Raw genomic sequence first — 23291 nt, 5'->3', positions numbered from 1 at the left:
CAGGCAGGGCCGTGGCGCGGGTGACCGGCATATATCGTGTGGCAGCGTGACGACGCGCCAATGAACACGCTGATACATCCCGCCCGTTTCAGCGTGTCACAGCGCCCGCCCGACTTTTCCGAAAGCATCGGGTTATGACACCCGGTCACCCGATGCGGTCGAGGACCGGAAGCCTTCGCCAGCAGGTCAAGCCGCCGCTGGTCACCACCGACCCGCAGGCGCTGCCTCGCTGACGACGGCGCGGTTTGGCCAACCCCCGCAGCTACCGAACCGGTTTTGAGAGGCACCAAATCTCCATCAGAACCTCGCCCACGATCACCTCGCCCGAGAAGGTCTTGCGCACCCCGGAGGTCCAGCTTTCGATGGTCTCGCCCGGATCTGGCGGCCTCGCTGGGCCATCTGGGCGATCCCGGCCATGACAAGGTGCAGGCCGCGCTGCGCGGTGCGCTTGAACCGCTCCAGCGGATCGGCAAGCCGGCGGGCATTCTGGCGCGGAACGCCGAGGAGGCCCGGCGCTATCGCGACTGGGGCTATCGCTTCGTGGCCTGCGGCGTCGATCTGGCGCTGCTGATCAAGGCGGCCGACACCCTTGCGGCAAGCATGGCCGAGTGATCGCCGCCGGGCCGCCCCGGGCGCGGAAACCTTGCAGAGACGCGGGGGACAGACTCGCCCGAAGGAGAAACGATATGTCACCGAAACCGGATCTTGAACGGACCGTCAGGCTTGCCGCGCGCGCCTTGTCGCGGCACGGGCTGGTTCACGCCTATGGCCATTGCTCGGCCCGTCTGGACGAGGCGCATTTCCTTGTCTGTGCGCCGCGTCCGATGGGTCTTATCGAACCGGGCGAGGCCGGAACCGTCGTGGCCATCGACGCGCCGCTGCCCGAAGGGGTCCTGGGCGAGGTGCGCATTCACCAGCAGATCTATCGCGCCCGGCCCGAGGTGGGCGGCGTCGCCCGCTTCATGTCGCCCAAGGCCATGAGCCTTGCCGCGACCGGCCGGGTGCCGCAGCCCCGCCACGCCTTCGGCGCCTATGTCGCCGGAACCGCGCTGTGGGAGGATGCGCAGCTTGTCCGCGACGATGACCGGGCGCGCGGCGTCGCCGCCACCATGGGCGCGGCGCCGGCTATCCTGTTGCGCGGCAACGGCGTCGTCACCGCCGGCGCGACGCTGGAGGAGGCCGTGGTTCTGGCCTGGTATCTGGAGGAAGCCTGCCGGGTCGAGCTGGACGTTCTGGCGGCGGGACTGGTCGATGAGCCGCCGACCTACACGCTGGAAACGGCGGCGACCCGGGCGACCAAGGCGGGGTTGATCTTCGAACGGATGTGGGAATTCCTAACCGCAGGCGACCCGGAATCCGGCGTGACCCGGGCCGGCAAGAATGCGGCATAGAGGCGCCGTCATCGAAGATCGGGCGGTCGTGGCGGGGGGGCGCGGCGATGATCGCCGCGATGAAAGCGCGAACCGCGCGGATGCAAGCGGCTTCGGGCGTGAATGGTTCAGCCATCCGGCGCCGGATGAACTTACGTGGATGCCCCCATTCCGCAATCCCGGTCAAGACGGTGAAGGCAGCGACGTTCTTGGCGTTGTTTCCCCGCACGCGGCACAGGTCGCCGAAAGCCGGGCGTTCCGGCCGCCGGGGGTGGCGCGCTGTGGCTCATGCCATGTCCGCAGGGGCGCGCGCTTGCCCCTACCTTCGGTTCGGTCAATCCGATCCGAAGCTGACCGCGGCGATCCGTCCGGACGACGTGAGAGCTAAGGGTGTTGCGAGGGCCTCGGGTGGAGGTGACGCGGCGCCAGATCAACTTGGCGCGGCGTTACCGCAGGGTGACAAAGCACCTCTTCGATCGGGCTGACCCTAATCGCCGGACGTACCTCGGCGTCCGACGCCCCACCGCTATCCCCCGCAGGCCTAACGCCAACTGACCTCATGGGATTTCGGCGTTCGGGCGCGCCGGTGTGGTTTTTGGATTGGCACAGGACGGCAAGCTGTCCGTCGCCGTCACCCGCAGGGCAGTGATTCGACCATCGTGCAACGACTTCAGCGTGTGGTTAATAAACAGGCAAGTTTACCTATCGGCACCTTCACCCTCGGTAAGAATTTACGCCATCACAGGCAAAATTCGCCACGCAAGTACATGTATATATTAAATAATCGTTAATAAATTATCATAAACACCCGGTATTCCGGCCTGCGTGACACGGCGTCACACGCATGATCAGGAATCAAGCAGCATGACTCAGGGACGGCTCTCCAACGCGATCTACATCGGGAAATTTTCTGACCTCGACAGGGTGGCCGAACCGGGCACGCCTAACGGTCGCATCGACAATCCAGCCACGTTGATCAACAAACCCTTCAATCTCGCCACCCAGCCGGGCATGGAGATCCGCAATCTTTACGCCGCCCATAACCCCGGCACGAACGACAACGTCATCGGCACGGATGATGTGTCCTTCGGTCTTCTCGGCGAAGGTCTCCGCGTCGGCAGCAAGACCGCCCCGGTCGTCCGGCTTGATTGGGAGGGGTTCTTCACCAGCCGCATCACCTATTACAAACTGGACGGCAGCGGACCGTTCACGCAAACGGTCTCGCTTCAGGTTTTCCAGCTTTCCAATGGTGATCTCTATGTCACCGAGGATGAGACGACGGGCACCGCCGCCTATGCCCCCGGCTATACGGGGCCCTACAACGGATCGCTGAGCAACAAGTCGATCAAGGAAATCGAGCTGCTCAGGTTTCACCCCAACGGGACGCTGATCGGAAGCTCGGCCAGCGTCGGCGACGACGGCATGCTGGTCGATTATCAGACCATCAACGGCGCGCAACTGGTGCCGTGTTTCGTGCGCGGAACGATGATCGCCACACCCCGGGGCGAAATCGCGGTCGAGGATCTGCGGGTCGGCGATCTTGTTGATACCGTCGACGGGGGTGCGCAACCGATCGTCTGGATTGGCGGACGTACGCTCGACAAAGCCGCGCTCGACCGCGCGCCCCACCTGCGCCCGGTCCGCATCGCGAAGGCCGCGCTTGGCAACGGCACCCCGACGGCGGATCTGTATGTCTCGCCCCAGCATCGGGTGCTGCTGCAATCGCGCATCGCCCGAAACCGGTTCGCGGCCGAAGAGGTGCTGGTTGCGGCGAAGCAGCTGTGCCAGATTGAGGGCGTCGATATCCAGAGCGATGCCGCGCAGGTCGAATATTTTCATCTGCTGTTCGACCGCCACCAGATCATCGTCTCGAACGGCGCGCGAACCGAATCCTTTTATCCGGGCAAAATGGCCATCCAATCCATCGACAGCGCGGCCCGAAGCGAACTGCAGGAGATATTCCCGGCGCTGATGGACGAGGATTTCCTGCCGGAACCCGCCCGTCCCATGCTGACCGGCCGTCAGGGCCGCGATCTCGCCCGTCTCCACCACAGCAAGAACCGACCGCTGGTTTCCTGACGTCGGGCCGCTTGGGCCGCGGATGGGCGGCGGGCGGCGTTGGTTGGGGGCGGAATGCGGCTTTGCGCAGCGGCGGCAAAACCGTGATCTTCGGCGGGCGGCGAGTTTAAGCAGCCTGCCGGGGAAGGGGCTGGGGTCGCCGCGCGTGCGTCGCACAGGGACCCGAAGATCTCTGCCGTTTACGCTAAAAGGGTCGAAGGGGGACCACGCCCCGAAGTAGCGGCAGCTGCCGAAATCTCAGCGGCTCAAGCAACGATTTATGCGAAAAATGGCAGCCCGTAGGGGAGTCGAACCCCTCTTTTCAGGTTGAAAACCTGACGTCCTAACCGATAGACGAACGGGCCATCACAGGCGTTCCGAGGCGTGGCCTCGCAGCGTGGAGCGGTGTTTAGGACAGGTGCCCAAAGGGCGCAAGCGGAAAAAGCGTGCTGTAGAAAAGTTTTATTGCCCGGGCGGGGAAGGCCGGGCGGGGGTGGGAATTCGGGGTGTGACGGTCAGCAGAATACCGTCCCGCGCCCGTACCGTCAGGCGTGCGACGGGCACGGGTTCGGGGTCGGCGGCGGTAAATCGCAGCCGCCCGCAAAGCGTGGCCAGCATCAGCACCCCCTCGGCCATCGCAAATCCCGCGCCCGGGCAGACCCGCGGGCCGGCCGAGAAGGGCAGATAGGCGGTTTGCAGGCAGGCCCGGCCGTTTTCGGTATCGAACCGCCCCGGGTCGAAGGCATCGGGGCGGTCCCACAGCCGTTCGTGGCGGTGCAGGTGCCAGGGCGAGATGACGATTTCGGACCCCTTGGGCACGGTTCGGCCGCGGAACTGCGCGGGGCAGGCGGCGCGGCGCATGAACATCGGCACGGGGGGGTAAAGACGCATCGCCTCGCGAAAGACGGCGCGGGTGTCACGCAGGGTCGAGAGGCTCGAGAACTGATCGCTTAGCCCCGCGGCCTCGGACGCGACGCGGTCCTGCCATTCCGGCGCGCGGGCCAGCAGATACAGCGCCCAGGCCAGCGCGCTGGCGCTTGTCTCATGCCCGGCAAGGAAAAAGATCGCCACCTGATCGACCATTTCCGCGCGCGAGAAACGCTGTCCGGTTTCCGGGTCCGGCGTAGTCATGATCCGTGTCGCCAGATCGTCCGGCGCGGTTCCGGCGGCGATGGCGTCGGCGCGTTCATCCACCAGCCGGGTGATCAACCCGCGGATGCGGGCGGCGCTTTTGCGGGTGCGGCGCTGATGCGGGCGCGGAATCCAGCGGGGCAGGGGGAAAAGCGTGGCGAGGCTGATCACCGGCTGGGTTTCCTGATGCTCGCGGAAGGCGGCGAAAACCTCGGCCGCGGTCCGGTCCTCGATGGGGATCGAGAACAGGGCGCGAAAGATGGCGTCGGCGGCGGCATGGCTGGTCATCGGCTCGATATCGAAGGGGCCGAGGTCGGCGCGGGCGGCGATCCGGTCGCTGGCGGCGGCGGTGGCGGCGCGGAGCGCGGGGAAAACCTCGCGCAGGCGGCCGCCCTCGAACGCGGGGTCGATGATGCGGCGCTGATGGCGCCAGACCGCGCCATTGGTCACAAAGATGGACTGGCCGAGAAGCGGCGCCAGCCCGTCGCGAAGCCGGTCGGATTTCGGGAAATTCTCGGGGTGGCGGCGCAGGATCTCGGTGATCAGGGCGGGATCGTTGCACAGGAAGGAATGGCTGACCGGTGTCCGGTACTCGGCCATCCACGCCCGGTAGAGCCGCTGCGGCAGGGCCGACAGCAGATCGCGGCGAAAGTCCCGGACAAGGCGCAGCAAGGATGCGCGCCCCTGCCGCGCGGGGGGTTTGGGCGGGATCATGTCGCGGTCCAGCGGTTCACGGCCCGGGTGATCCGGCCGGGCGAGTGCGGCCGGCCCCGGTAACGGTCGGCGAGTGTGCGGGGGCCGGCGCTGATCGCGAAATAGTCGTAATCGCCGGGCCGGTCGAAGGCGTGCAGATACTGGAAATGCAGCCGGAACCAGCGGTGACGAAGCTGGCGCTGCTTTTCGGGCGACAGGGTCCGGGTGAAGGCGGCCGAGATGACTAGCGGCCAGCGCTGACCTGTGGGCGCGACGCCGGTAACCGCGACCGGATCGCACAGGCCAAAGCTGCACGGATCACCGGGGGCGCTGACATCGACCCAGGTCAGCCGGTCGCTGGCCGAGAGATAGCGCAGATCACCGCGCAGCCGGTTCGCGGTCGGCAGGAACGACGCCATCGGCACCGCCTGACCCAGCGTCAGCAGCGCCAGCGGCGCCTGTGCCGCGTCAGGCGGGTCGGCGCGCAGCAGGTCCGACAGGACCGACACCGCAAGATGCGCGCCCGAGGAATGGCCGACCACCAGAACCTCGTCCCAATCCTGCGCCAGCGCCTCGCGTATGCGGGCGGTAAAGGCCGCCATGCGAGGTTCTAGCTGCGGGGGATAGGCGCCGCCGCAGGCCGCGGTAAAGGCATAGTCGTGCATCAAATAATAGGCGTAAAACCGGTGATCCATGCGGCGGAACAGGATCAGGGTGCCCGCAGCAAGCGCCAGAAACGCCAGCAGGGACAGCGGCCATGACCCCAGAAGATGCCACAGGATCCAGCCGGCGATCGCGCCCAGAACCAGACCCAGAACCAGTTGCAGGCTTAGAAAGACGATCGGATAAAGCCCGGCGATGACCGGCCCGTTCCGGATCTGCAACATCCGGCGAAGCGCGCTTGAGACGGCATAGATCCACAGCGTGCGGACCAGTTGCCAATAGGTCGCGACGATCGAGCGACCCATGGACTTCTGCACGATGTCGGACCAGATCAGCACCTCGACCTGCGCCTCGGTCTCGGCGCCGTCCATGACCGTGGCCACGCCCCAGCCATAGTTCTGGCTTTTCCCCCGATCCTGCCGGGCGCGGGGTTTCAGGTTCAGGGAATAGCCCGAGATGCGCGCCTGTTCCGCGCCCTCGGCCCGATAGATCTCGCGATAGCGTCGCGGCGGAATCGGATCATAGCCGGGGATGTAAAAGACCTTGCGGCGGATAATACGGGACAATTCTGATCCTGACGGCAAGGCACTCATTCACCGCGCCAGAATAGGCGAATGCGGCCCCGGCACAAGGTTCTGCTGTGGATTTCATGGGGGCGGCTTCGGCCCGTGAAGGGCCGCGCGGCTACAGCCCCCAGCGCCGTTCCAGCGCCTCGATCGCGGCGATGCGTTGCGGGGTTGGCGGGTGCGAACGCAGCCATGCCGGCGCCGCAGCTGCGACCGGGGCGACACCCCCGGGACTGGTCAGCGTGTCCAGCTTGGCGAACAGCGATTTCTGGGGCGCGGTGCCAAGACCGGCCTTGACCATCAGGGCGCTGGCGAAGGCGTCGGCCTCGAACTCGTCCTGACGCGACAGGCGCGCGGCCAGCGCCGAGGCGACAAGCCCCGCGATCCACGTCCCGATCCCCGGCAGGAACCGGCCGAGCACGCCCGCCAGCACCAGCCGCACGGCGTTGTGACCGGCGAAATCGACCATGCGGCGGCGCGAGTGGCCCTTGGCCACGTGGCCAAGCTCATGGGCGATGACCGAGGCGAGTTCGGGGGCGGTGACCGCGCCCGCGTCCAGACGGTCCAGAAACCCCCGGGTCAGGAATACCCGGCCGTCGGGGATGGCCAGACCGTTGACGATCGGCACCTCATAGACATGGGCCTGAATCCGCGGCAGGTCCATGGCGCGGGCCAGCCGGTCCAGATGTGGCGTCAGCCGCGGATCGGCAAGCGGCGTCGAACGCCGGTCCATTTCCCTGCGCAGCCGCCATGCGGAAAAAAACCACATGGCCATGGCATAGAGAACCAGCAAAAGCAGGGGCAGAAGCTTGATCATCCATCAAACATAGGCCCGCCGCGCCGGCGATCAACTGGCGATCAACCGGCAATCGGCCATAGATCCGTTATCCGACCTGTTGGCTGCGCTCTAGCCGTCCAGCATCTGGCGCTGACGCGCGCGGTAGCTAAGCCAGAACCACAGGCCGGCCGCCAGCACGGCGACCCCGGCGGCGATGCCGACGGTCGAGCCGGCGATCTCGGCCACGCGCTCGTAATTCGCGCCGACCTCGCGACCGATCAGCAGATAGGCCAGTACCCAGACCACATCGCCAAGAACCGTAGGCACCGCGAAACGCCCGAACGGATGGCGGGCCAGACCCGCGGCAAGGTTCATCCACGGCCCGAGCGGGCTGAGGATGTTGCGGCTGAGGAAGATCGCCCAGAACCCGCGCCGGGCCAGCGACATGCCGGCGCGGCGGACGGCCGCCTGCGTGCGGCGGCTGCGCGCGGCGATCCGGTCGCCGGCGATCCGCCCGGTCAGATAGCCGCAACCATCGCCCAGAAGCGCGCCCGCGATCCCGCAGAAGATCAGCAGCTCAAGCCCGATCCGGCCGGTGCCCGCAACCGCGCCCGCCGCCAGCATCACCAGCGAGGCCGGGATCGGCGCGCCAAAACAGGCCAGCGCGTTCGCCACGAACAGGATCAGCCCGCCATGATAGGGCAGCCATCCCAGCATTTCGTCGACGGTCATCCCAGCACCCGCATTGCATCGCTTAGACCCTCAAGCGTCAACGGCATCATTCGTTCCGCGAAAATCTCGCCTATCATATTGATTGAGCGGGTCATCGCCCAATTCTGCCGGGGAACCGGGTTCAGCCAGACGTGGTCGGGCCAGGTCTCGGTCGCGCGGCGCAGCCAGACCTCGCCGGATTCGGCGTTCCAGTGTTCGTTGGCGCCGCCCGGGACGGCGATCTCATAGGGCGACATGCTGGCGTCACCGACGAAGATCGCCTTCCAGTCGCGCCCGAAACGATGCAGCACGTCCCAGGTCGGCACGGTTTCGTTCCAACGCCGGCGATTGTCGCGCCAGACGGATTCGTAAAGGCAGTTGTGGAAATAGAACTGTTCCAGATTGCGGAACTCGGCCCGGGCTGCCGAAAACAGCTCATCCATCACCCGGATGTGGTCGTCCATGCTGCCCCCGACATCAAGAAACAGCAGCACCTTGACCGCGTTGCGCCGTTCCGGCCGGGTCTGCACGTCGATATAGCCGTGATCGGCGGTGGCGCGGATGGTGGCGTCCAGATCCAGCTCATCCGCCGCGCCGTGCCGCGCCCACGCCCGCAGACGTTTCAGCGCGACCTTGATGTTGCGGGTGCCAAGCTCGACCGTATCGTCGAAGTCACGGAACGCGCGCCGGTCCCAGACCTTGACCGCGCGGCGGTGGCGGCTTTCGTGTTGCCCGATGCGCACGCCCTCGGGGTTATAGCCATAGGCGCCGAAGGGCGAGGTGCCGGCGGTGCCGATCCACTTGCTGCCGCCCTGATGGCGCCCGGCCTGCTCGGCCAGCCGCTCACGCAGACGGTTCATCAGTGCCTCGAAACTGCCGGCGCTGGCGATGTCCGCCATTTCCTCGGGGGTGAGGATTTTTTCGGCCAGCTTCTCCAGCCACTCCGGCGGCAGGTCGACGGCGTTGATCAGCACCTCGAGAGGGATGGTTTCGACGCCCGCGAACGCCGCCTGGAACGCCCGGTCGAAACGGTCCAGATGGCGTTCGTCCTTGACCAGAACCGCGCGGGCGAAATGATAGAAACTGTCGGTATCGAAACCCGCGACGCCGGCTTTCATCCCGGCCATCAGATCGAGCCATTCCCGCAGCGATACCGGCACCCCCTGTTCCCGCAGCGAGACCAGAAAGGGGCGCAGCATGATCAGACCGCCATGCGATAGACTATAACCGCGATAAGCGTGACGGCGCCGAAGGCGAACCCGTGGGCCAGCGCATATTGCGCCACATCCATGCCGTTGCCGCCCGCGCGCCGCGCCCGCCAGAACCCGATCGCGGCACCCAAAGCGAAGATGATGATATAAAGCATGATGCGCCTTTCGTTCCGTGCCGGTCAGATAGCGCCGCCACCGGCAAAAGTCGACCCTGACCGAAGCCGGAATCGGCCCGGGGCGGGTTAAGATAGCGTGACTTCGAATCGCGCCCGCATATGCGACGGGGCGGGTTCGGGCGAAACCGGCGCGATTCAGGCGGCGATGCGTGCGCCGGCAGGGATCTCGCGCGTGATGGCGCCGTGGCCGGTCATGAATAGCCTCGAATGCCGATCCGGGGCCGGTCGCGCCTTGACCGTTTGCCGCGACCCGTCGCCGCAGGGGCACTCGTCGCAAAACGGGCGGCGCAGGGGCCCGCGGAAACCCCGATGTCGACCGCTTTACCGCTTGCCGGGGGTCCGGGGATCGGCGCCGGAACGCCGCCCCCGATCACACCCCCGATCACATCCCCGATCAATCCGGCACATCACCGGCCCTTGAACACGGGGCACGGGCACGTTACCTTGTTTTCAACTTGTTATCGGAGGGCGTGGATATGACGCCCAGGCGTCCTGCGGGTATGGACGCGTTCCCGAGCCCGGTAGAGCCGACCATCACCCGCGCATCCGAGCAGGGCGAGCTATACGCCGCCCTTGATCTCGGGACAAATAGTTGCCGGATGCTGATTGCCCGTCCTCAGGGCAGTCAGTTTCAGGTTGTGGACAGCTTTTCAAAGCCTGTCCAGTTGGGCCATGGGCTGGAAGCCTCTGGCCGGCTTTCGCGCATCTCGATGGCGCGCACGGTGCATGCCTTGCAGGTCTGTCGCCGCAAGATCGAAACACATAACGTCACTCGCATGCGTCTGGTTGCAACCGAGGCCTGCCGGCGCGCCCGCAACAGCCGCGATTTCATGCGCCTGATCCGGCGCGAGACCGGTCTGCCGCTGGAAATCATCGAGGCCGAGGAAGAGGCGCGGCTGGCCGTGATCTCCTGCGCGCCGCTGGTCAGCCTGCGGACCGAACAGCTTATGGTGGTCGACATCGGCGGCGGTTCGACCGAACTGGTCTGGATCGACCTGACCGAGGTCGAGCCGGCCGAAAGGCCGCGTTCGATCATGCGGCTGGCCGACAGTTTCCGTGATCCGCGGCCGGGCGCGGCGCGGGTGGTCGACTGGATCTCGGTGCCGCTGGGTGTCGCCACGCTGCGCGACCAGTTCGCGGATGTCGAGGACGATCAGGGCCGGTTCGCGCTGATGAGCTGGTATTTCGAGGAAAAGCTTGCCGATTTCGCGCCCTATTCCGCCGGCGCGCCGCCCGAGAATTTCCAGATCATCGGCACCTCGGGCACGGTGACCACGGTCGCGGCCAGCCATCTTGGGCTGAAACGCTATGACCGGACCAAGGTCGACGGGCTGACCATGACCAGCGACCAGATCGACCGGGTGATCCGCGACTATCTGATGCTGGGCCCCTCGGGGCGGCGCGCCGATCCCCGCATCGGGCGGGAACGCCATGCGCTGATCATGTCGGGCGCGGCGATCCTGCAAACGCTGATGCGGGTCTGGCCGACCAACCGGCTGTCGGTCGCCGACCGGGGCCTGCGCGAGGGGTTGCTTTATGCGCAGATGGCGCGCGATGGCGTGCTGGAATCCGACGGGTTGAACGGGGTGGCGTGATGACGGGCGAAAAGAAGTCCGGGGAAAAGAAGTCGTCCGGGCGCGGACAGCGCGATCTGCGGGTCCGGGTCAAGACCGCCAAGGGCCGCAAGCTGTCCAGCACGCTGTGGCTGGAGCGGCAGTTGAACGACCCTTATGTCGCCCGCGCCAAGCGCGAGGGCTTTCGCGGCCGCGCCGCCTTCAAGATACTGGAACTGGACGATAAATACCACTTTCTCGTGCCGGGCGCCCGGGTCGTCGATCTGGGCTGCGCGCCGGGCGGCTGGTGTCAGGTCGCGGTGGCGCGCGTGAATGCGCTTGGCGAGAAATCCGGCAAGAAGGTCGGCCGGGTGCTGGGCGTGGACCTGCAAGAGGTCGATCCGATTGCCGGGGCCGAGATCCATCAGCTTGATTTTCTGGACGAAGGTGCCGACGACAAGGTCAAGGCATGGCTCGGTGGCCGTGCCGATGTGGTGATGTCGGACATGGCCGCGGCCGCAAGCGGGCACAAGGGCACCGACCATCTGCGCATCGTGGCGCTGGTCGAGGCGGCGGCGGCATTCGCCTTTGACGTGCTGGAAGAGGGCGGCACTTTCGTCGCCAAGGTTCTGGCCGGCGGTGCCGAGAACGAGATGCAGGCGATCCTGAAGCGCAATTTCGCCAAGGTCGCCAATGTGAAACCGCCCGCGAGCCGCAGCGATTCATCGGAAAAATTCGTGGTTGCGCAGGGGTTTCGGGGCCGATCACCCGATGATGGCGACGGGTCGGTCGAGGATGGCGACGGGACCGGAGCCTAAAGCCGGATCGCGGTTTCCTCTTTGCCGGTGCGGATCACCATCATGGTGGTGAAGCGCGCGACATTGGTCTGGGTGCGGAACAGCCGGTCGCAAAGCGCGTCGAATTCCTCCATGTCGCTGAGCCGCAGAAACAGCACCACATCGGGCTCGCCGGTCACGGCATAGGCTTGGGCGACGGCTTCCTCACGCGTGGCGAGGTCCAGGAACCGCCGCATGTGCTGGTCGCTGTGCGCCTTCAGTTCGACCGTCACCACCGCCTTCAGCACCCGGCCGGCGCGGGCCGGGTTCAGCACCGCCACAATCCGTTCGATGATGCCCGCGCCGCGCAGCCGGCGCACCCGGCGCAGGCAGGTCGAGGGCGACAGCCCGACCGCATCGGCCAGATCGGCGTTGGTGCGCGCGGCATCCTGCTGCATCAGGTTCAGGATCTTGCGGTCGATGCGGTCCATGGGCGGCCTTTCGGTTTGCAATAATATTGCACAAAACCGCAATCTTTGACCACAACCGTCACGCCACCCGTGCCAGAAAGGAGCCGTCAAGAAGGGAATCATACCATGGCTCGGTTGCAGGCGTTCAGGCGCAAGACGGCGGATCTGCTGGTCATCTACTGGGAACTGGCGCGGCTGATCGTGCCGATTACGCTGGCCGCCGAAGCCCTGTCGCGCGCCGGGGTGATCAAGGCGATCGCCCCCGCCTTCGCGCCGGTCATGTCCTTCTATGGGCTGCCGCCCGAACTGGGGCTGGCCTGGCTGACCGGGATGCTGGTCGGCATCTGGGGGGCGTTGCCGCTGATCTTCACGCTGGTGCCGGTATCCGAACTGACCACCGCCGACATCACCGTTTTCTCGGCGCTGCTGCTGTTCACCCACGCCCTGCCGATCGAGCAGGGCATCCTGCGCCGCGCCGGGGCGGCGATGATCGCCAGCACGGCGATCCGGGTGCTGGGCGGCCTTGTCTATGCCGCGATCCTGCACCGGATCAGCCTGACGACGGGCTGGCTCGACGGCCCGATCCAGGCGGTCTGGACGCCGATGGCGGCCAGCCAGGACTGGCCGGGCTTTCTGTGGTCGCTGGCCCAGATGATGCTGTGGATGCTGGTCATCCTGCTGGCGCTTGGCTGGGGCGTCGCGGCCTTGGAGGCGACGGGGACGATGGCGGCGATGAACCGGGCGATCGACCCGGTGCTGCGGCTTGCCGGCATCCGGGGCGAGGCGCGGCAATTCGCGGTGATCGGCACGCTTCTGGGCATCGCCTATGGCGGCGGGCTGATGATCCGCGAGGCGCAAAGCGGCCGCATCACGCCGCGCCAGATTCTCGCCGCCTGCATCTTCATGGGGTTCGCCCATGGCATGATCGAGGATACCGCCGTGGTCATGGCCATCGGCGCCGATGGCTGGGCGATGATCCCGGGGCGGCTGATCTTTGCCATCGTGGCGACGGCGGCGATCATGCGGCTGATCCGGGCGGTCCCCGACCGCTGGTTCCACGGCCTGCTGTTCGTCGGGCCCGCGCCCGCGACGGCCGGGGCCGGGCGCCAGCCGGGGTAGGCGCACGCGCCACACCGGCACGCCCGACCCGGCTCGTCCTACCCGGCCGTCCGGTTTTCTGCTGCTTTTGCGCTGCCTCTGGCCGCCGGCGCGTTCAGCCCGCGGCCACCGGCTGCCAGTCCTGCATCCGGCCGCGAAACCAGATGCGTTGCGATTTCGCGTATTGGCGGGTGGCGATGACGGCACGCTCGATCGCCGCGTCAAGCGTCGTCTCGCCGCGCAGATGCGCGGCCAGTTCCGGGGCGCCGATGGCGCGGATCCATTGCGCGCCCGGCTGCCAATGGGGCAGGGCGGCGCGGACCTCGTCCAGCGCACCCGCCGCCATCATCAGGGCGAAACGGCGGGCGATGCGGTCGGCCAGCCAATCCCGGTCGGCGGTGATCAGCAGCCGCAGCGCGCTTTCCGGTGGCACCAGCGGCGCCGGGGTCTCTGCCTGCCAGTCGGCAAGCCCGCGTCCGGTGGCGCGCAGCACCTCCCACGCGCGCTGAACGCGGGCGGGGTTGCAAAGGTCGATACCGGCCGCGGTGCGGGGGTCCAGCCCCGCGACCATGCGCGCCAGCCCGTCGGGTTCGGCCAGAAGCGCATCGCCGGCAATTCGGATCTCGGGCGGGACCGGGGGAATTACCGCAAGCCCGCGCGTCAGCGCGGTCAGATAAAGCCCGGTGCCGCCGATGATGATCGGTCGCGGACCGCCCCGGGCGGCGGCGCGCAGGATCGCCGCCACCTCGGCCAGCCAGTCGCCGACCGAATAGCTGCGGCCGGGCGCGACATGGCCGTAAAGCGCATGCGGCGCGGCGCCCTCATCGGCGGCCGAGGGGCGCGCGGTCAGCACCCGCCAGCACGACCAGACCTGAAGCGCATCGGCATTCACCACCACCCCGCCGCGGGTCTGCGCGATACGCAGCGCCAGCGCCGATTTGCCGCTGGCCGTGGGGCCGGCGATCAGGACCGGGCGGTCGTCCGGCAGGTCGCTGAGTGACGCAAGGGCAGGATCACGCATCAGATCAATCCAGCGGTTGAAACCAACCCGCTTTTGCGACATTTTGCCCGGCGATGACAGCCTGGCACGACAACTGGCACGACAAGGGGAACCCGATGACAACCAAGGAAGGGACCGCCCCGACCAGCTACCAGCGCGTAATGCTCAAGATTTCGGGCGAGGCGCTGATGGGGGACCAAGGCTACGGGCTGCATCCGCCCACCGTCGCGCGCATCGCCGATGAGGTCGAATCGGTCCACAAGCTGGGCGTCGAGGTCTGCATGGTGATCGGCGGCGGCAACATCTTTCGCGGGTTGCAAGGCAGCGCCCAGGGGATGGAGCGGACGACGGCCGATTACATGGGGATGCTGGCCACGGTGATGAACGCGCTGGCCATGCAATCAGCGCTGGAGGCCAAGGGCATCCATACCCGGGTGATCAGCGCCATCCGCATGGACGAGGTGGCCGAGCCCTATATCCGCCGCCGCGCCGTCCGGCACCTTGAGAAAAAGCGCGTGATCATCTTCGCCGCCGGTACCGGCAACCCCTATTTCACCACCGACACCGCCGCCACGCTGCGCGCCAATGAGATGAACTGCGAGGCCATCTTCAAGGGCACCAAGGTCGATGGGGTCTATGACAAGGACCCGAAGAAATTCCCCGACGCCAAACGCTATGAGAACGTGACCTATGACGAGGTGCTGCAAAAGCATCTGGGGGTGATGGACGCCTCGGCCATCGCGCTCGCGCGGGACAACGGCCTGCCGATCATCGTGTTTTCGCTGGATGAACCGGGCGGCTTCCGGGGTATTCTGGAAGGCCGTGGCACCAGTACGCAGGTTCACGGCTGATCCCCCCGCTGATCCCCTGCGGCCGCCCGCGCCCGACGCGCGACCGGATGGCGGCATCCGGGGCGCGAAAAGCGGCCGGGGGATGACTGCCGGCGCGCGGCGCCGGGCGCATCGCCTGCAACCGACATCGAACGTGTGAAACCGGCATCACGAACCGGCGTCCGGCCGCATGGGACGCGGCAAATGCTTTGCCAAGCCATCGCATTGCAGGTACAACGAAACGAAAGACAAAACGACAGGCAAGACACGATGGCAGATGAGATTGAAGTCGATACCGACGACCTTGAGCGTCGGATGAAAGGCGCAATGGAAAGCCTGCGCCACGAATTCGGCAGCCTGCGCACCGGGCGTGCGTCGGCGACCATGGTCGAGCCGATCATGGTCGATGCCTATGGCAGCCCGACCCCGATCAACCAGATCGGCACCGTGAACGTGCCCGAGCCGCGCATGGTCACCATCAACATCTGGGACAAGGGTCTGGTGGGCAAAGCCGAAAAGGCGATCCGGGAAAGCGGCCTGGGCATCAACCCGCAACTGAACGGCACCATCATCATGCTGCCGATCCCCGAATTGAACGAGGAACGGCGCCGCGAGCTGACCAAGGTCGCCGCGCAATATGCCGAACATGCCCGCGTCGCGATTCGCAACGTTCGCCGGGACGGCATGGATCAGGTCAAGAAGGCCAAATCCGCCGGCATGGCCGAGGATGACCAGAAGTTCTGGGAAAGCGCCGTGCAGGATCTGACCGACAAGATGATCGCCGAGGTCGACAAGGCGCTTGAGGCCAAGCAGGCCGAGATCATGCAGGTGTGATGCCATGGCCGAACCCCTGCCGCGCCCCGAACTCGCCGCGCCCGCACCCGGCGCCGTCATCCCCGGCACGCCCGGACGCCCGCGCCATGTCGCCATCATCATGGACGGCAACGGCCGCTGGGCCACCAACCGCGGCTGGCCGCGCCTTGTCGGCCACCGCAAGGGCGCCGAGCGTGTCAAGCAGATCGTCAGCGCCTGTCCCGACATGGGTGTCGACTGGCTGACGCTATATGCGTTCTCGACCGAGAACTGGAAACGCACGACCGAGGAAGTGCTTGGTCTCATGGGCATATTCGCCCGCTATATCGAGCGCGAGGCCGGGCGCATGTCGGCCGAGGGCGTGCGCATGCGCTTTATCGGCGAGCGTGAGAAGCTGAACCCGAAGCTGCGCGGGCTGATGGACAAGATCGAGATCACCACCTCGGGCAACACAAGGCTGAACTTGACGGTCGGAATCAACTATGGCGGTCGCGATGAAATCGTCCGCGCCGCCGTCCGCATGGCCGAAAAGGTCCGCCGGGGCGAGCTTGGTCAGGATCAATGCGACAGCGCCGCTTTTGCCGGCTGTCTGGACACGGCCGGGCATCCCGACCCGGATCTGGTCATCCGCACCTCGGGCGAGACCCGGGTCTCGAACTTTCTGCCGTGGCAGGCAGCCTATGCCGAATATGAATTCACGCCCACGCTGTGGCCGGATTTCTCGCCCGCGCATCTGGCCGAGATTCTGGACCGCTTCGGCAACCGTGACCGGCGTTTCGGCGGCGTATGACGTCAGGCAACCGATCCGGGACCGAAGGACGGGGCAGATGGGCCGATCTTGGGGTCCGTGTAACCTCGGCCGCGGTGCTGATCGTCATTGCCGTCATTCTGGCGTGGTCGTCGGGGATCTGGCTGCGGCTTGGGGTTTCGGTCCTGACCGGCACGATGATCTGGGAACTGGCGCGGATGACCGCGTGGAGCCACCCCGAGTTTCACACCGTCCTGTCCGGTGAATGGCGGCCGCTGATCACCGGGATTCTGGCGGCGCTGATGACATTTCTGGCGCTGACGATCGATTCAAACTGGGCCGTGCTTTTGCTAGGGATACCGGCATTCGCGGGCATGCTGGGCGCGCGAAACGACCTGAAGCCGGCCTTCGTGCTGTTCGCCGTCGCCATGGGGCTGGGCGGATACGGGCTGGTCCTGCTGCTTGAGGCCAAGGGCTTCGCCGTCGTCGGCTGGATCGTCGGCTGCGTGATCCTGTCCGACGTGGCGGGCTATTTCGCCGGCAAGCAGTTCGGCGGCCCCAAGTTCTGGCCGGCGATCAGCCCCAAGAAAACATGGTCGGGCACCGTCGCGGGCTGGCTCGCCGCTGCGCTTTACGGGCTGGTTCTGGTGGTGGCGGGCCATGCCGGGCCGCTGTTGATCCTGCTGTCGCCGCTGGTCGCTTTCGCCGGGCAGATGGGCGACATCGCGGAAAGCTGGCTCAAGCGACGGACCGGCGTCAAGGACAGCTCGAACCTGATCCCGGGGCATGGCGGCGTCATGGACCGCTTTGATGCGATGACCGGCGCGATCCTTGCCGCGTTGCTGATATGGCTGCTAAGCGGTCTGCCGCAGATCGGGACCGGGGGCTAGCGGATGCGCAGCGTGACCGTGCTTGGCGCGACCGGATCGGTCGGCGAAAACACATTCGATCTGTTGATGCGGGCGGGCGGGCCGGAGGCGTTCGAGACCGTCGCGCTGACCGGGGGCCGGAATGTCGCGCGTCTGGCCGAAATGGCCCGCGCCCTGCGGGCAAAAGCCGCTGTGATCGCGGATGAGGCGCTTTTGGCGGATCTGCGCGAGGCCCTGGCCGGCACCGATACCGTCGCCATGTCGGGCGCGGGCGCGGTGGCCGAGGCGGGCGCGATGCCGGCCGGCTGGGTCATGTCGGCCATCGTCGGCGCGGCCGGTCTGGCGCCGGGACTGGCGGCGGTGGAACGCGGCGCGACACTGGCGCTGGCCAACAAGGAAACGCTTGTCGCGGCCGGCCCGCTGATCATGCGGGCGGCACGCCGCGCCGGCGCCACGATCCTGCCGGTCGACAGCGAGCATTCGGCGATATTTCAGCTGCTTGGCCCCGAAAAGCCCGATTCCGTCAGCCATGTCACCATAACCGCATCCGGCGGCGCGTTTCGCGACTGGCCCATCGAAAAGCTGGCGACGGCCACGGTGGAACAAGCCTCGTCGCATCCGAACTGGGCCATGGGGCAGCGGATCACCATCGACAGCGCCTCAATGTTCAATAAGGCAATGGAAGTCATTGAGGCTGTCGAGTTTTTTGGCCTTACCTCAGATGAAATCGAGGTTCTGGTGCACCCCGAATCCCTGGTTCATGCGCTGGTCACCCATCGCGACGGCGGCACAATCGCCCATCTGGGCGCGCCGGATATGCGCCACGCGATCGGCTATGCGCTGAACTGGCCAAAGCGGTTGCCGCTGCCGGTTCAGCGCCTCGATCTCGCCGCGGCGGGCAGGCTGTCGTTTTACCTCCCCGACGAGGCCCGCTGGCCCGCGCTGCGGCTGGCGCGCGAGGTGATCGACGCGGGCGGGATGGCGGGGGCGGTGTTCAATTCTGCGAAAGAAGCGGCGCTGGACGCCTTTATCGCCGGAAGCATCCGTTTTACAGACATGGCGCCGGTGGTCGAAAACGCGCTGGCGCAGATGGCGGGACAGCCGGGATTCGCACGCGATCCCGACAGCCTTGCCACGGTGATGGACTGGGACGGCGCCGGGCGCCGCGCCGCGCTTCGGGCGACAAGGGAATTTGCATGATCGACTGGCTGCCTGATTTCGGATCCACCCTGTGGACCTTGCTTGCCTTTGTGGTGGCGCTTTCGGTGGTCGTGACCGTGCACGAATTCGGCCATTACATCGTCGGTCGGTGGAGCGGCATCAGAGCCGAGGTGTTTTCGGTCGGTTTCGGCCCGCGGCTTTTTGCCGTGCGCGACCGGCGCGGCACGCTCTGGCAGGTCGCGGCCATTCCCTTGGGCGGCTATGTGAAATTCGCCGGGGACGCGAACGCGGCCTCGATGGGCAGCCGCACCGATGGCATGTCCGCGCGCCAGCGCAGCGAAACGATGGAGGGCGCAGGGCTTTGGGCGCGCTTCGCCACCGTGGCGGCGGGGCCGGTTTTCAACTTCATCCTGTCGGTGCTGATCTTCGGCGGTGTCGCGATGTTCGGCGGTATCGCTGTCGATCAGGTCCGGGTGGGCAGCGTCCTGAACGCGCCGCCCGGGGTCCCGAACGAGTTGCGCGCGGGCGACGAAATTCTGGCCGTCGGCGGGCAGGTGACCCCCGATTGGAGCGCCTTTTTCAAATTGCCCCAGACGCTTAACCCCGGCCCGCAGGATTGGCTGGTCCTGCGCGACGGGGCGCGGACGACCGTGCGCGGTCCCGACCCGTCGCCGGCCCGCATCGGCAATGTCGGCCCGGGTTCGGCGGCGGATGACGCGGGGATCCTTGCGGGCGACGTGGTGCTGTCGGTCGACGGCACCCCGGTCAGCCGCTTTGCCGATCTGCGCGAGCGCGTGGGCGCGGCCGAGGGCGCGCCGATCGCGCTGCGGATCTGGCGCGACGGCACGGGCGAGGTCGCGCTGACGGTCGCGGCGCGGGAAACCGATGTTCCGAACCCGGGCGGCGGGTTTTCAAAGCGCTGGCTGTTGGGCGTGACCGGGGGCGAGGGCTATTTCACCCCCGCGACCCGGATGGCCGGTCCGGTCGAGGCGCTGCAACTGGGCGTGACGCAGGTCTGGGACGTGATCGTGCAGTCGCTCAGCGGGTTGTGGGCGATGGTGACGGGGGCGATCGACAGTTGCAACCTGCGCGGCGCGATCACCATCGCCGACACGACCGGGGCGGCCGCCAGCGCGGGCTTGCAGACCTTCATATGGTGGATCGGGATGCTGTCGACCGCCATCGGTTTTCTGAACCTGCTGCCGATACCGGTGCTGGACGGCGGCCATCTGGCGCTTTACCTTTTCGAGGGCGTCGCACGTCGTCCGCCCAGCCCGCAGGTCGTCAACGTGCTGTCTTTCATGGGCATGGCGCTGGTCATCGGACTGATGCTTTTTGGCCTAACCAACGACATTATCTGCCCCTGATAACGCTTGTTCTTTTGACATTCGCGCCGCCTTTTGCTTTAGGTCTTCGATAAAGCGGTCGGGATAAACCACTACCGCGCAGCCGGGCGTCGAGAGGGGCGGGACAATGACAAGATCAAATGGGCGGGCGCGTGGCCCCGCTGCCGGGAATCGGCGTTCCAGCAGAACGGGTTTGGGACGCGCGGCGGCGCTTGTGACCGCGATCAGCCTTGCGGTTCCGGTCGGGTTCGTCCCGGCGCCGGCCGCGGCCTTTGTCTTTAATTCGATCCGAATCGAGGGCAATCAGCGGATCGAGCCGCAGACGATCATCTCTTACGCCAATATTCCGCGCGGTGCCCAGGTCTCGGCCGGTCAGGTGAACGACGCGGTGCAGCGGTTGCAGAACTCGGGCCTGTTCGAGACGGTCGAGATCATCCCGCAGGGCTCGACCCTTGTGATCCGCGTATCGGAATACCCCACCATCAACGTGATCAGCATCGAGGGCAACCGTCGCATCAAGGACGAACAGTTAAGCTCGGTCATCAAATCGCAGGCGAACCGGGTGTTTTCGCCCGCGACCGCCGAATCCGATGCCGAGGAAATGGCCAAGGTCTATGCCTCGCAGGGGCGTCTGGCCGCGCGCATCGACCCCAAGGTCATCCGCCGTGCCAATAACCGCGTCGATCTGGTGTTCGAGGTCCGCGAAGGCGACGTGACCGAGATCGAGCGCATCACATTTACCGGCAACCGCACCTTTTCGGACCGCCGCCTGCGGCAGGTGCTGGAAACCAAGCAGGCCGGGCTGCTGCGCGCCTTCATCAAACGCGACACCTATCTGCCCGACCGCATCGGTCTGGACGAACGGCTGCTGACCGATTTCTACCGTTCGCGCGGCTATGCCGATTTCAAGGTTCAGGGGATCGCCCCCGAAATCGCGCGCGAGCGGGATGCGTTCTTCATCACCTTCAACATTCAGGAAGGCCCGCGCTATACCTTTGGCAACGTCAATGTGATCAGCGAGATTCCGGGCGTTGATGCGGCGCCGTTCTCGGCCCAGAACCGGGTGCGCCCGGGGCAGGTCTATAACCCCACGGATATCGACAACTCGATCCGGCGGATGGAGTCGGTGGCGATCCAGCAGGGCCAGAATTTCGTCAATATCGAGCCGCGTATCACCCGCAACCTGCGCAACCAGACGCTGGACCTGACCTTCGCGCTGACCCGCGGGCCGCGCATCTTCGTGGAACGGATCGACATCGAGGGCAACACGACCACGCTGGACGAGGTGATCCGCCGCCAGTTCAACACGGTCGAAGGCGACCCCTTCAACCCGCGCGAGATCCGCAACGCCGCCGAACGTGTCCGGGCGCTGGGGTATTTCTCGGATGCGCAGGTGCAAAGCCGCGAAGGCTCGACCCCGCAGCAGGTCATCGTCGACGTCAACGTCGAGGAACAGCCGACCGGCAGCCTGACCTTTGGGGTCAGCTATGGCGCCAACACCGGCGCCGGCTTCAACGCGGCATTGTCGGAACAGAACTTCCTTGGTCGCGGCCAGCAGGTGCAACTGTCGTTCTCGACCGGCAGGGACAACCAGAACTCGTCCTTCACCTTCGTCGAGCCCTATTTCCTCGGACGCGATCTGAAGGCCAAATTCTCGACCTGGTACATCACCACCGACCGCCAGAACGCCGAATACAACACCCGGTCCGCGGGGATCTCGCCGGCGCTGGAATTCCCGGTGTCGCAGAACGGCCGGCTGGAGCTGCGCTATAAGCTGTCCAAGGATACGCTGTTCGATGTGGACCCGATCCATACCGATCCGGAAGACGGCAAGCTGGTCGGCTCGTCCCCGATCCTGAAGCGGGAAGAGGGGTCGCGCTGGACCAGTGCGCTTGGGTATTCCTATACCTATGACACCCGCATCACGAAACTCGACCCCGAAACCAACTATGTCCTGCGCTGGTCGCAGGATTTCGCGGGCGTCGGCGGCGATGTCAAATCGGTAACCTCGTCGCTGTTCGCAGGCGTCGAAAGCACCGCGTGGCGCCCCGAGGTCACCCTGACCGGTCAGTTCGAGGCCGGGGCGATCCACATGCTGAGCAACCAGAAAAGCCGTGTGACGGACCGTTTCAAGGGCGCGGCGAAGATTCGCGGCTTTGCGCCCGGCGGCATGGGGCCGCGCGATCTGGCGGCGCCGAACAAGGACGTTCTGGGCGGCAACTTCTTCTGGGTGGCGCGGGCCGAGGCACGTTTCCCCATCGGTCTGCCCGAGGAATACGGGATTCAGGGCGGCCTGTTCGCCGATATCGGCTCGGTCTGGGGTCTGGACGACCGCGACGGTGCGAACGGTGTTCAGGTGGACGATCGCATGCATGTCCGGGCTACCGTCGGTGTATCCATGTTCTGGGATACGCCCATCGGGCCGTTGCGGTTCAACCTGTCCAAGGCGCTGAAGAAGGAAGATTATGACAAGGCGCAAAGCTTCGATCTCACCATCCAAAGCTCTTTCTAGGGCGGGGCTGGTCGCTGCGGCGGTCATGGTGCTGTCGGGGGCGGCATTCGCCCAGCAAGCCGAGCAGCCGGGCACCGCTACGCCCGAGCTTGGCCTGACGCGCGGCCTGATCGGGCAGGCGCCCGCGTCGGATTTCAGCCAGCCGGTGATCATGTCGGCGCTGCTGACCGTCGATCAAGAGGCGCTTTACGCGGAATCGGCCTGGGGCAAGCGGGTCAAGCGCGAGCTGGAGGAGCAGACCCGCACGATCTCGGACGAGAACGAGCGGATCGTGCGCCAGCTTGCCGCCGAGGAACGCGACCTGACCGAGGCGCGCCAGACGCTTTCGCCGCAGGAATTCCGCAAGCGCGCCGATACCTTCGACACCCGCGTGCAAGAGGTGCGGCGCGAGCGTGACCAGCGTTCGGCAGATCTGTCGCGGCTGGCGGATGCGGAACATGCCGCCTTTCTGAACGCCGCGCTTCCGCTGTTCAGCGTGCTGATGCGGGAACGCGGCGCCTTGGCGATCATGGATCGCCGCACGGTCTTTCTGGCGGCGGATTCGCTCGACGTCACGGCGGATATGATCGCGCGGATCGACAAGTCGCTGGGCGATGGCGCGGGCAGGGCGGTCGTGCCGCCACGAACCGATCCCGCCCCGCCGCCCGATGCCGCGCAGCAACCACAGCCCGCGCAAACCGACGGCGATCACAGCGATGCGGTAAATGGTTCGGCGCCGGGCGCGGCCGCGTCCCCGGTAACGCCGCCGCCCCAATAGC

The 23291-nt window shown here is 66.3% G+C and carries 22 protein-coding genes and 1 tRNA gene; 14 read left to right on the top strand and 9 right to left on the bottom strand.

The window, feature by feature from the left end:
• The first annotated feature begins 276 nt into the window (after positions 1 to 276).
• From ACFSCT_RS05045 to ACFSCT_RS05035, 3 genes are all read left to right on the top strand, one after another.
• Positions 277 to 612 (top strand): aldolase/citrate lyase family protein, encoded by a 336-nt coding sequence (locus ACFSCT_RS05045; RefSeq protein ID WP_379140629.1) that lies wholly within the window; start codon positions 277 to 279, stop codon positions 610 to 612.
• 74 nt (positions 613 to 686) lie between these two features.
• Positions 687 to 1391: a class II aldolase/adducin family protein gene (locus tag ACFSCT_RS05040; protein WP_379140628.1), complete on the top strand. Its 705-nt coding sequence runs from the start codon at positions 687 to 689 to the stop codon at positions 1389 to 1391.
• 843 nt (positions 1392 to 2234) lie between these two features.
• Entirely contained in the window at positions 2235 to 3449 is a 1215-nt protein-coding gene (locus tag ACFSCT_RS05035; protein WP_379140626.1) for a Hint domain-containing protein, read from the top strand.
• A 269-nt stretch (positions 3450 to 3718) separates the two neighbouring features.
• Here the strand turns inward: ACFSCT_RS05035 and ACFSCT_RS05030 are convergent.
• The 7 genes from ACFSCT_RS05030 to ACFSCT_RS05000 form a co-directional block, all read right to left on the bottom strand.
• Positions 3719 to 3793: transfer RNA gene (locus ACFSCT_RS05030), tRNA-Glu, on the bottom strand.
• 97 nt (positions 3794 to 3890) lie between these two features.
• Positions 3891 to 5273 (bottom strand): cytochrome P450, encoded by a 1383-nt coding sequence (locus tag ACFSCT_RS05025; protein ID WP_379140624.1) that lies wholly within the window; start codon positions 5271 to 5273, stop codon positions 3891 to 3893.
• Positions 5270 to 6508 (bottom strand): hypothetical protein, encoded by a 1239-nt coding sequence (locus ACFSCT_RS05020; RefSeq protein ID WP_379140622.1) that lies wholly within the window; start codon positions 6506 to 6508, stop codon positions 5270 to 5272. Before ACFSCT_RS05020 ends, ACFSCT_RS05025 begins: the two co-directional genes overlap by 4 nt.
• A 91-nt stretch (positions 6509 to 6599) precedes the next feature.
• Positions 6600 to 7298: a M48 family metallopeptidase gene (locus tag ACFSCT_RS05015; protein ID WP_379140620.1), complete on the bottom strand. Its 699-nt coding sequence runs from the start codon at positions 7296 to 7298 to the stop codon at positions 6600 to 6602.
• A 90-nt stretch (positions 7299 to 7388) separates the two neighbouring features.
• A complete protein-coding gene (locus ACFSCT_RS05010; RefSeq protein ID WP_379140619.1) occupies positions 7389 to 7991 on the bottom strand; it encodes a DedA family protein in 603 nt (200 codons plus the stop codon).
• Positions 7988 to 9169, bottom strand: coding sequence for a vWA domain-containing protein (locus ACFSCT_RS05005; protein ID WP_379140617.1), 1182 nt, complete (start codon positions 9167 to 9169; stop codon positions 7988 to 7990). The genes ACFSCT_RS05010 and ACFSCT_RS05005 overlap by 4 nt, the downstream gene beginning before the upstream one ends.
• Positions 9170 to 9171: 2 nt before the next feature.
• The gene (locus ACFSCT_RS05000; protein ID WP_379140615.1) at positions 9172 to 9336 is read right to left on the bottom strand and encodes a hypothetical protein; all 165 of its coding nucleotides are present in this window, start codon (positions 9334 to 9336) and stop codon (positions 9172 to 9174) included.
• A gap of 497 nt (positions 9337 to 9833) precedes the next feature.
• On the opposite strand from ACFSCT_RS05000, the gene ACFSCT_RS04995 reads away from it, so the two are divergent.
• Both ACFSCT_RS04995 and ACFSCT_RS04990 read left to right on the top strand, forming a co-directional pair.
• Positions 9834 to 10952, top strand: coding sequence for a Ppx/GppA phosphatase family protein (locus ACFSCT_RS04995; protein WP_379140614.1), 1119 nt, complete (start codon positions 9834 to 9836; stop codon positions 10950 to 10952).
• A complete protein-coding gene (locus ACFSCT_RS04990; RefSeq protein WP_379140612.1) occupies positions 10952 to 11728 on the top strand; it encodes an RlmE family RNA methyltransferase in 777 nt (258 codons plus the stop codon). The genes ACFSCT_RS04995 and ACFSCT_RS04990 overlap by 1 nt, the downstream gene beginning before the upstream one ends.
• Here the strand turns inward: ACFSCT_RS04990 and ACFSCT_RS04985 are convergent.
• Positions 11725 to 12177 (bottom strand): Lrp/AsnC family transcriptional regulator, encoded by a 453-nt coding sequence (locus tag ACFSCT_RS04985; protein ID WP_379140609.1) that lies wholly within the window; start codon positions 12175 to 12177, stop codon positions 11725 to 11727. The genes ACFSCT_RS04990 and ACFSCT_RS04985 overlap by 4 nt on opposite strands.
• A 105-nt stretch (positions 12178 to 12282) precedes the next feature.
• Between ACFSCT_RS04985 and ACFSCT_RS04980 the strand changes: the two genes are divergently transcribed.
• Positions 12283 to 13275: a nucleoside recognition domain-containing protein gene (locus ACFSCT_RS04980; RefSeq protein ID WP_379140606.1), complete on the top strand. Its 993-nt coding sequence runs from the start codon at positions 12283 to 12285 to the stop codon at positions 13273 to 13275.
• Positions 13276 to 13369: 94 nt separating this feature from the next.
• Here ACFSCT_RS04980 and miaA read toward each other — a convergent pair whose 3' ends face one another.
• On the bottom strand, positions 13370 to 14275 hold the full coding sequence (gene miaA / locus ACFSCT_RS04975) for a tRNA (adenosine(37)-N6)-dimethylallyltransferase MiaA (protein ID WP_379140604.1): 906 nt from the start codon (positions 14273 to 14275) through the stop codon (positions 13370 to 13372).
• A 95-nt stretch (positions 14276 to 14370) separates the two neighbouring features.
• On the opposite strand from miaA, the gene pyrH reads away from it, so the two are divergent.
• The 8 genes from pyrH to ACFSCT_RS04935 all read left to right on the top strand — a co-directional run bounded on the left by pyrH (position 14371) and on the right by ACFSCT_RS04935 (position 23290).
• Complete coding sequence (gene pyrH / locus ACFSCT_RS04970; protein ID WP_379140601.1) at positions 14371 to 15105, top strand: UMP kinase; 735 nt, start codon at positions 14371 to 14373, stop codon at positions 15103 to 15105.
• A gap of 249 nt (positions 15106 to 15354) precedes the next feature.
• Positions 15355 to 15918 carry a ribosome recycling factor gene (gene frr / locus ACFSCT_RS04965; protein WP_379140600.1) on the top strand — a complete coding sequence of 188 codons (564 nt, stop codon included), beginning with the start codon at positions 15355 to 15357 and terminating at the stop codon, positions 15916 to 15918.
• Between the two features lie 4 nt (positions 15919 to 15922).
• Positions 15923 to 16687, top strand: coding sequence for a polyprenyl diphosphate synthase (uppS, locus tag ACFSCT_RS04960; protein ID WP_379140598.1), 765 nt, complete (start codon positions 15923 to 15925; stop codon positions 16685 to 16687).
• Positions 16684 to 17535 carry a phosphatidate cytidylyltransferase gene (locus tag ACFSCT_RS04955; protein WP_379140596.1) on the top strand — a complete coding sequence of 284 codons (852 nt, stop codon included), beginning with the start codon at positions 16684 to 16686 and terminating at the stop codon, positions 17533 to 17535. The genes uppS and ACFSCT_RS04955 overlap by 4 nt, the downstream gene beginning before the upstream one ends.
• A 3-nt stretch (positions 17536 to 17538) precedes the next feature.
• Positions 17539 to 18714: a 1-deoxy-D-xylulose-5-phosphate reductoisomerase gene (gene dxr, locus ACFSCT_RS04950; protein WP_379140594.1), complete on the top strand. Its 1176-nt coding sequence runs from the start codon at positions 17539 to 17541 to the stop codon at positions 18712 to 18714.
• Entirely contained in the window at positions 18705 to 20042 is a 1338-nt protein-coding gene (gene rseP, locus ACFSCT_RS04945) for an RIP metalloprotease RseP (RefSeq protein ID WP_379140729.1), read from the top strand. Before dxr ends, rseP begins: the two co-directional genes overlap by 10 nt.
• A gap of 106 nt (positions 20043 to 20148) precedes the next feature.
• Positions 20149 to 22533 (top strand): outer membrane protein assembly factor BamA, encoded by a 2385-nt coding sequence (gene bamA / locus ACFSCT_RS04940; RefSeq protein WP_379140593.1) that lies wholly within the window; start codon positions 20149 to 20151, stop codon positions 22531 to 22533.
• Positions 22487 to 23290, top strand: a complete 804-nt coding sequence (locus ACFSCT_RS04935; RefSeq protein ID WP_379140591.1) for an OmpH/Skp family outer membrane protein — start codon at positions 22487 to 22489, stop codon at positions 23288 to 23290. The genes bamA and ACFSCT_RS04935 overlap by 47 nt, the downstream gene beginning before the upstream one ends.
• The last annotated feature ends 1 nt before the right edge of the window (position 23291 follow it).

The organism is Paracoccus pacificus (genome assembly GCF_042680785.1).
GTDB lineage: Bacteria > Pseudomonadota > Alphaproteobacteria > Rhodobacterales > Rhodobacteraceae > Paracoccus > Paracoccus pacificus.
This window is presented reverse-complemented; position numbering and strand designations above follow the sequence as displayed.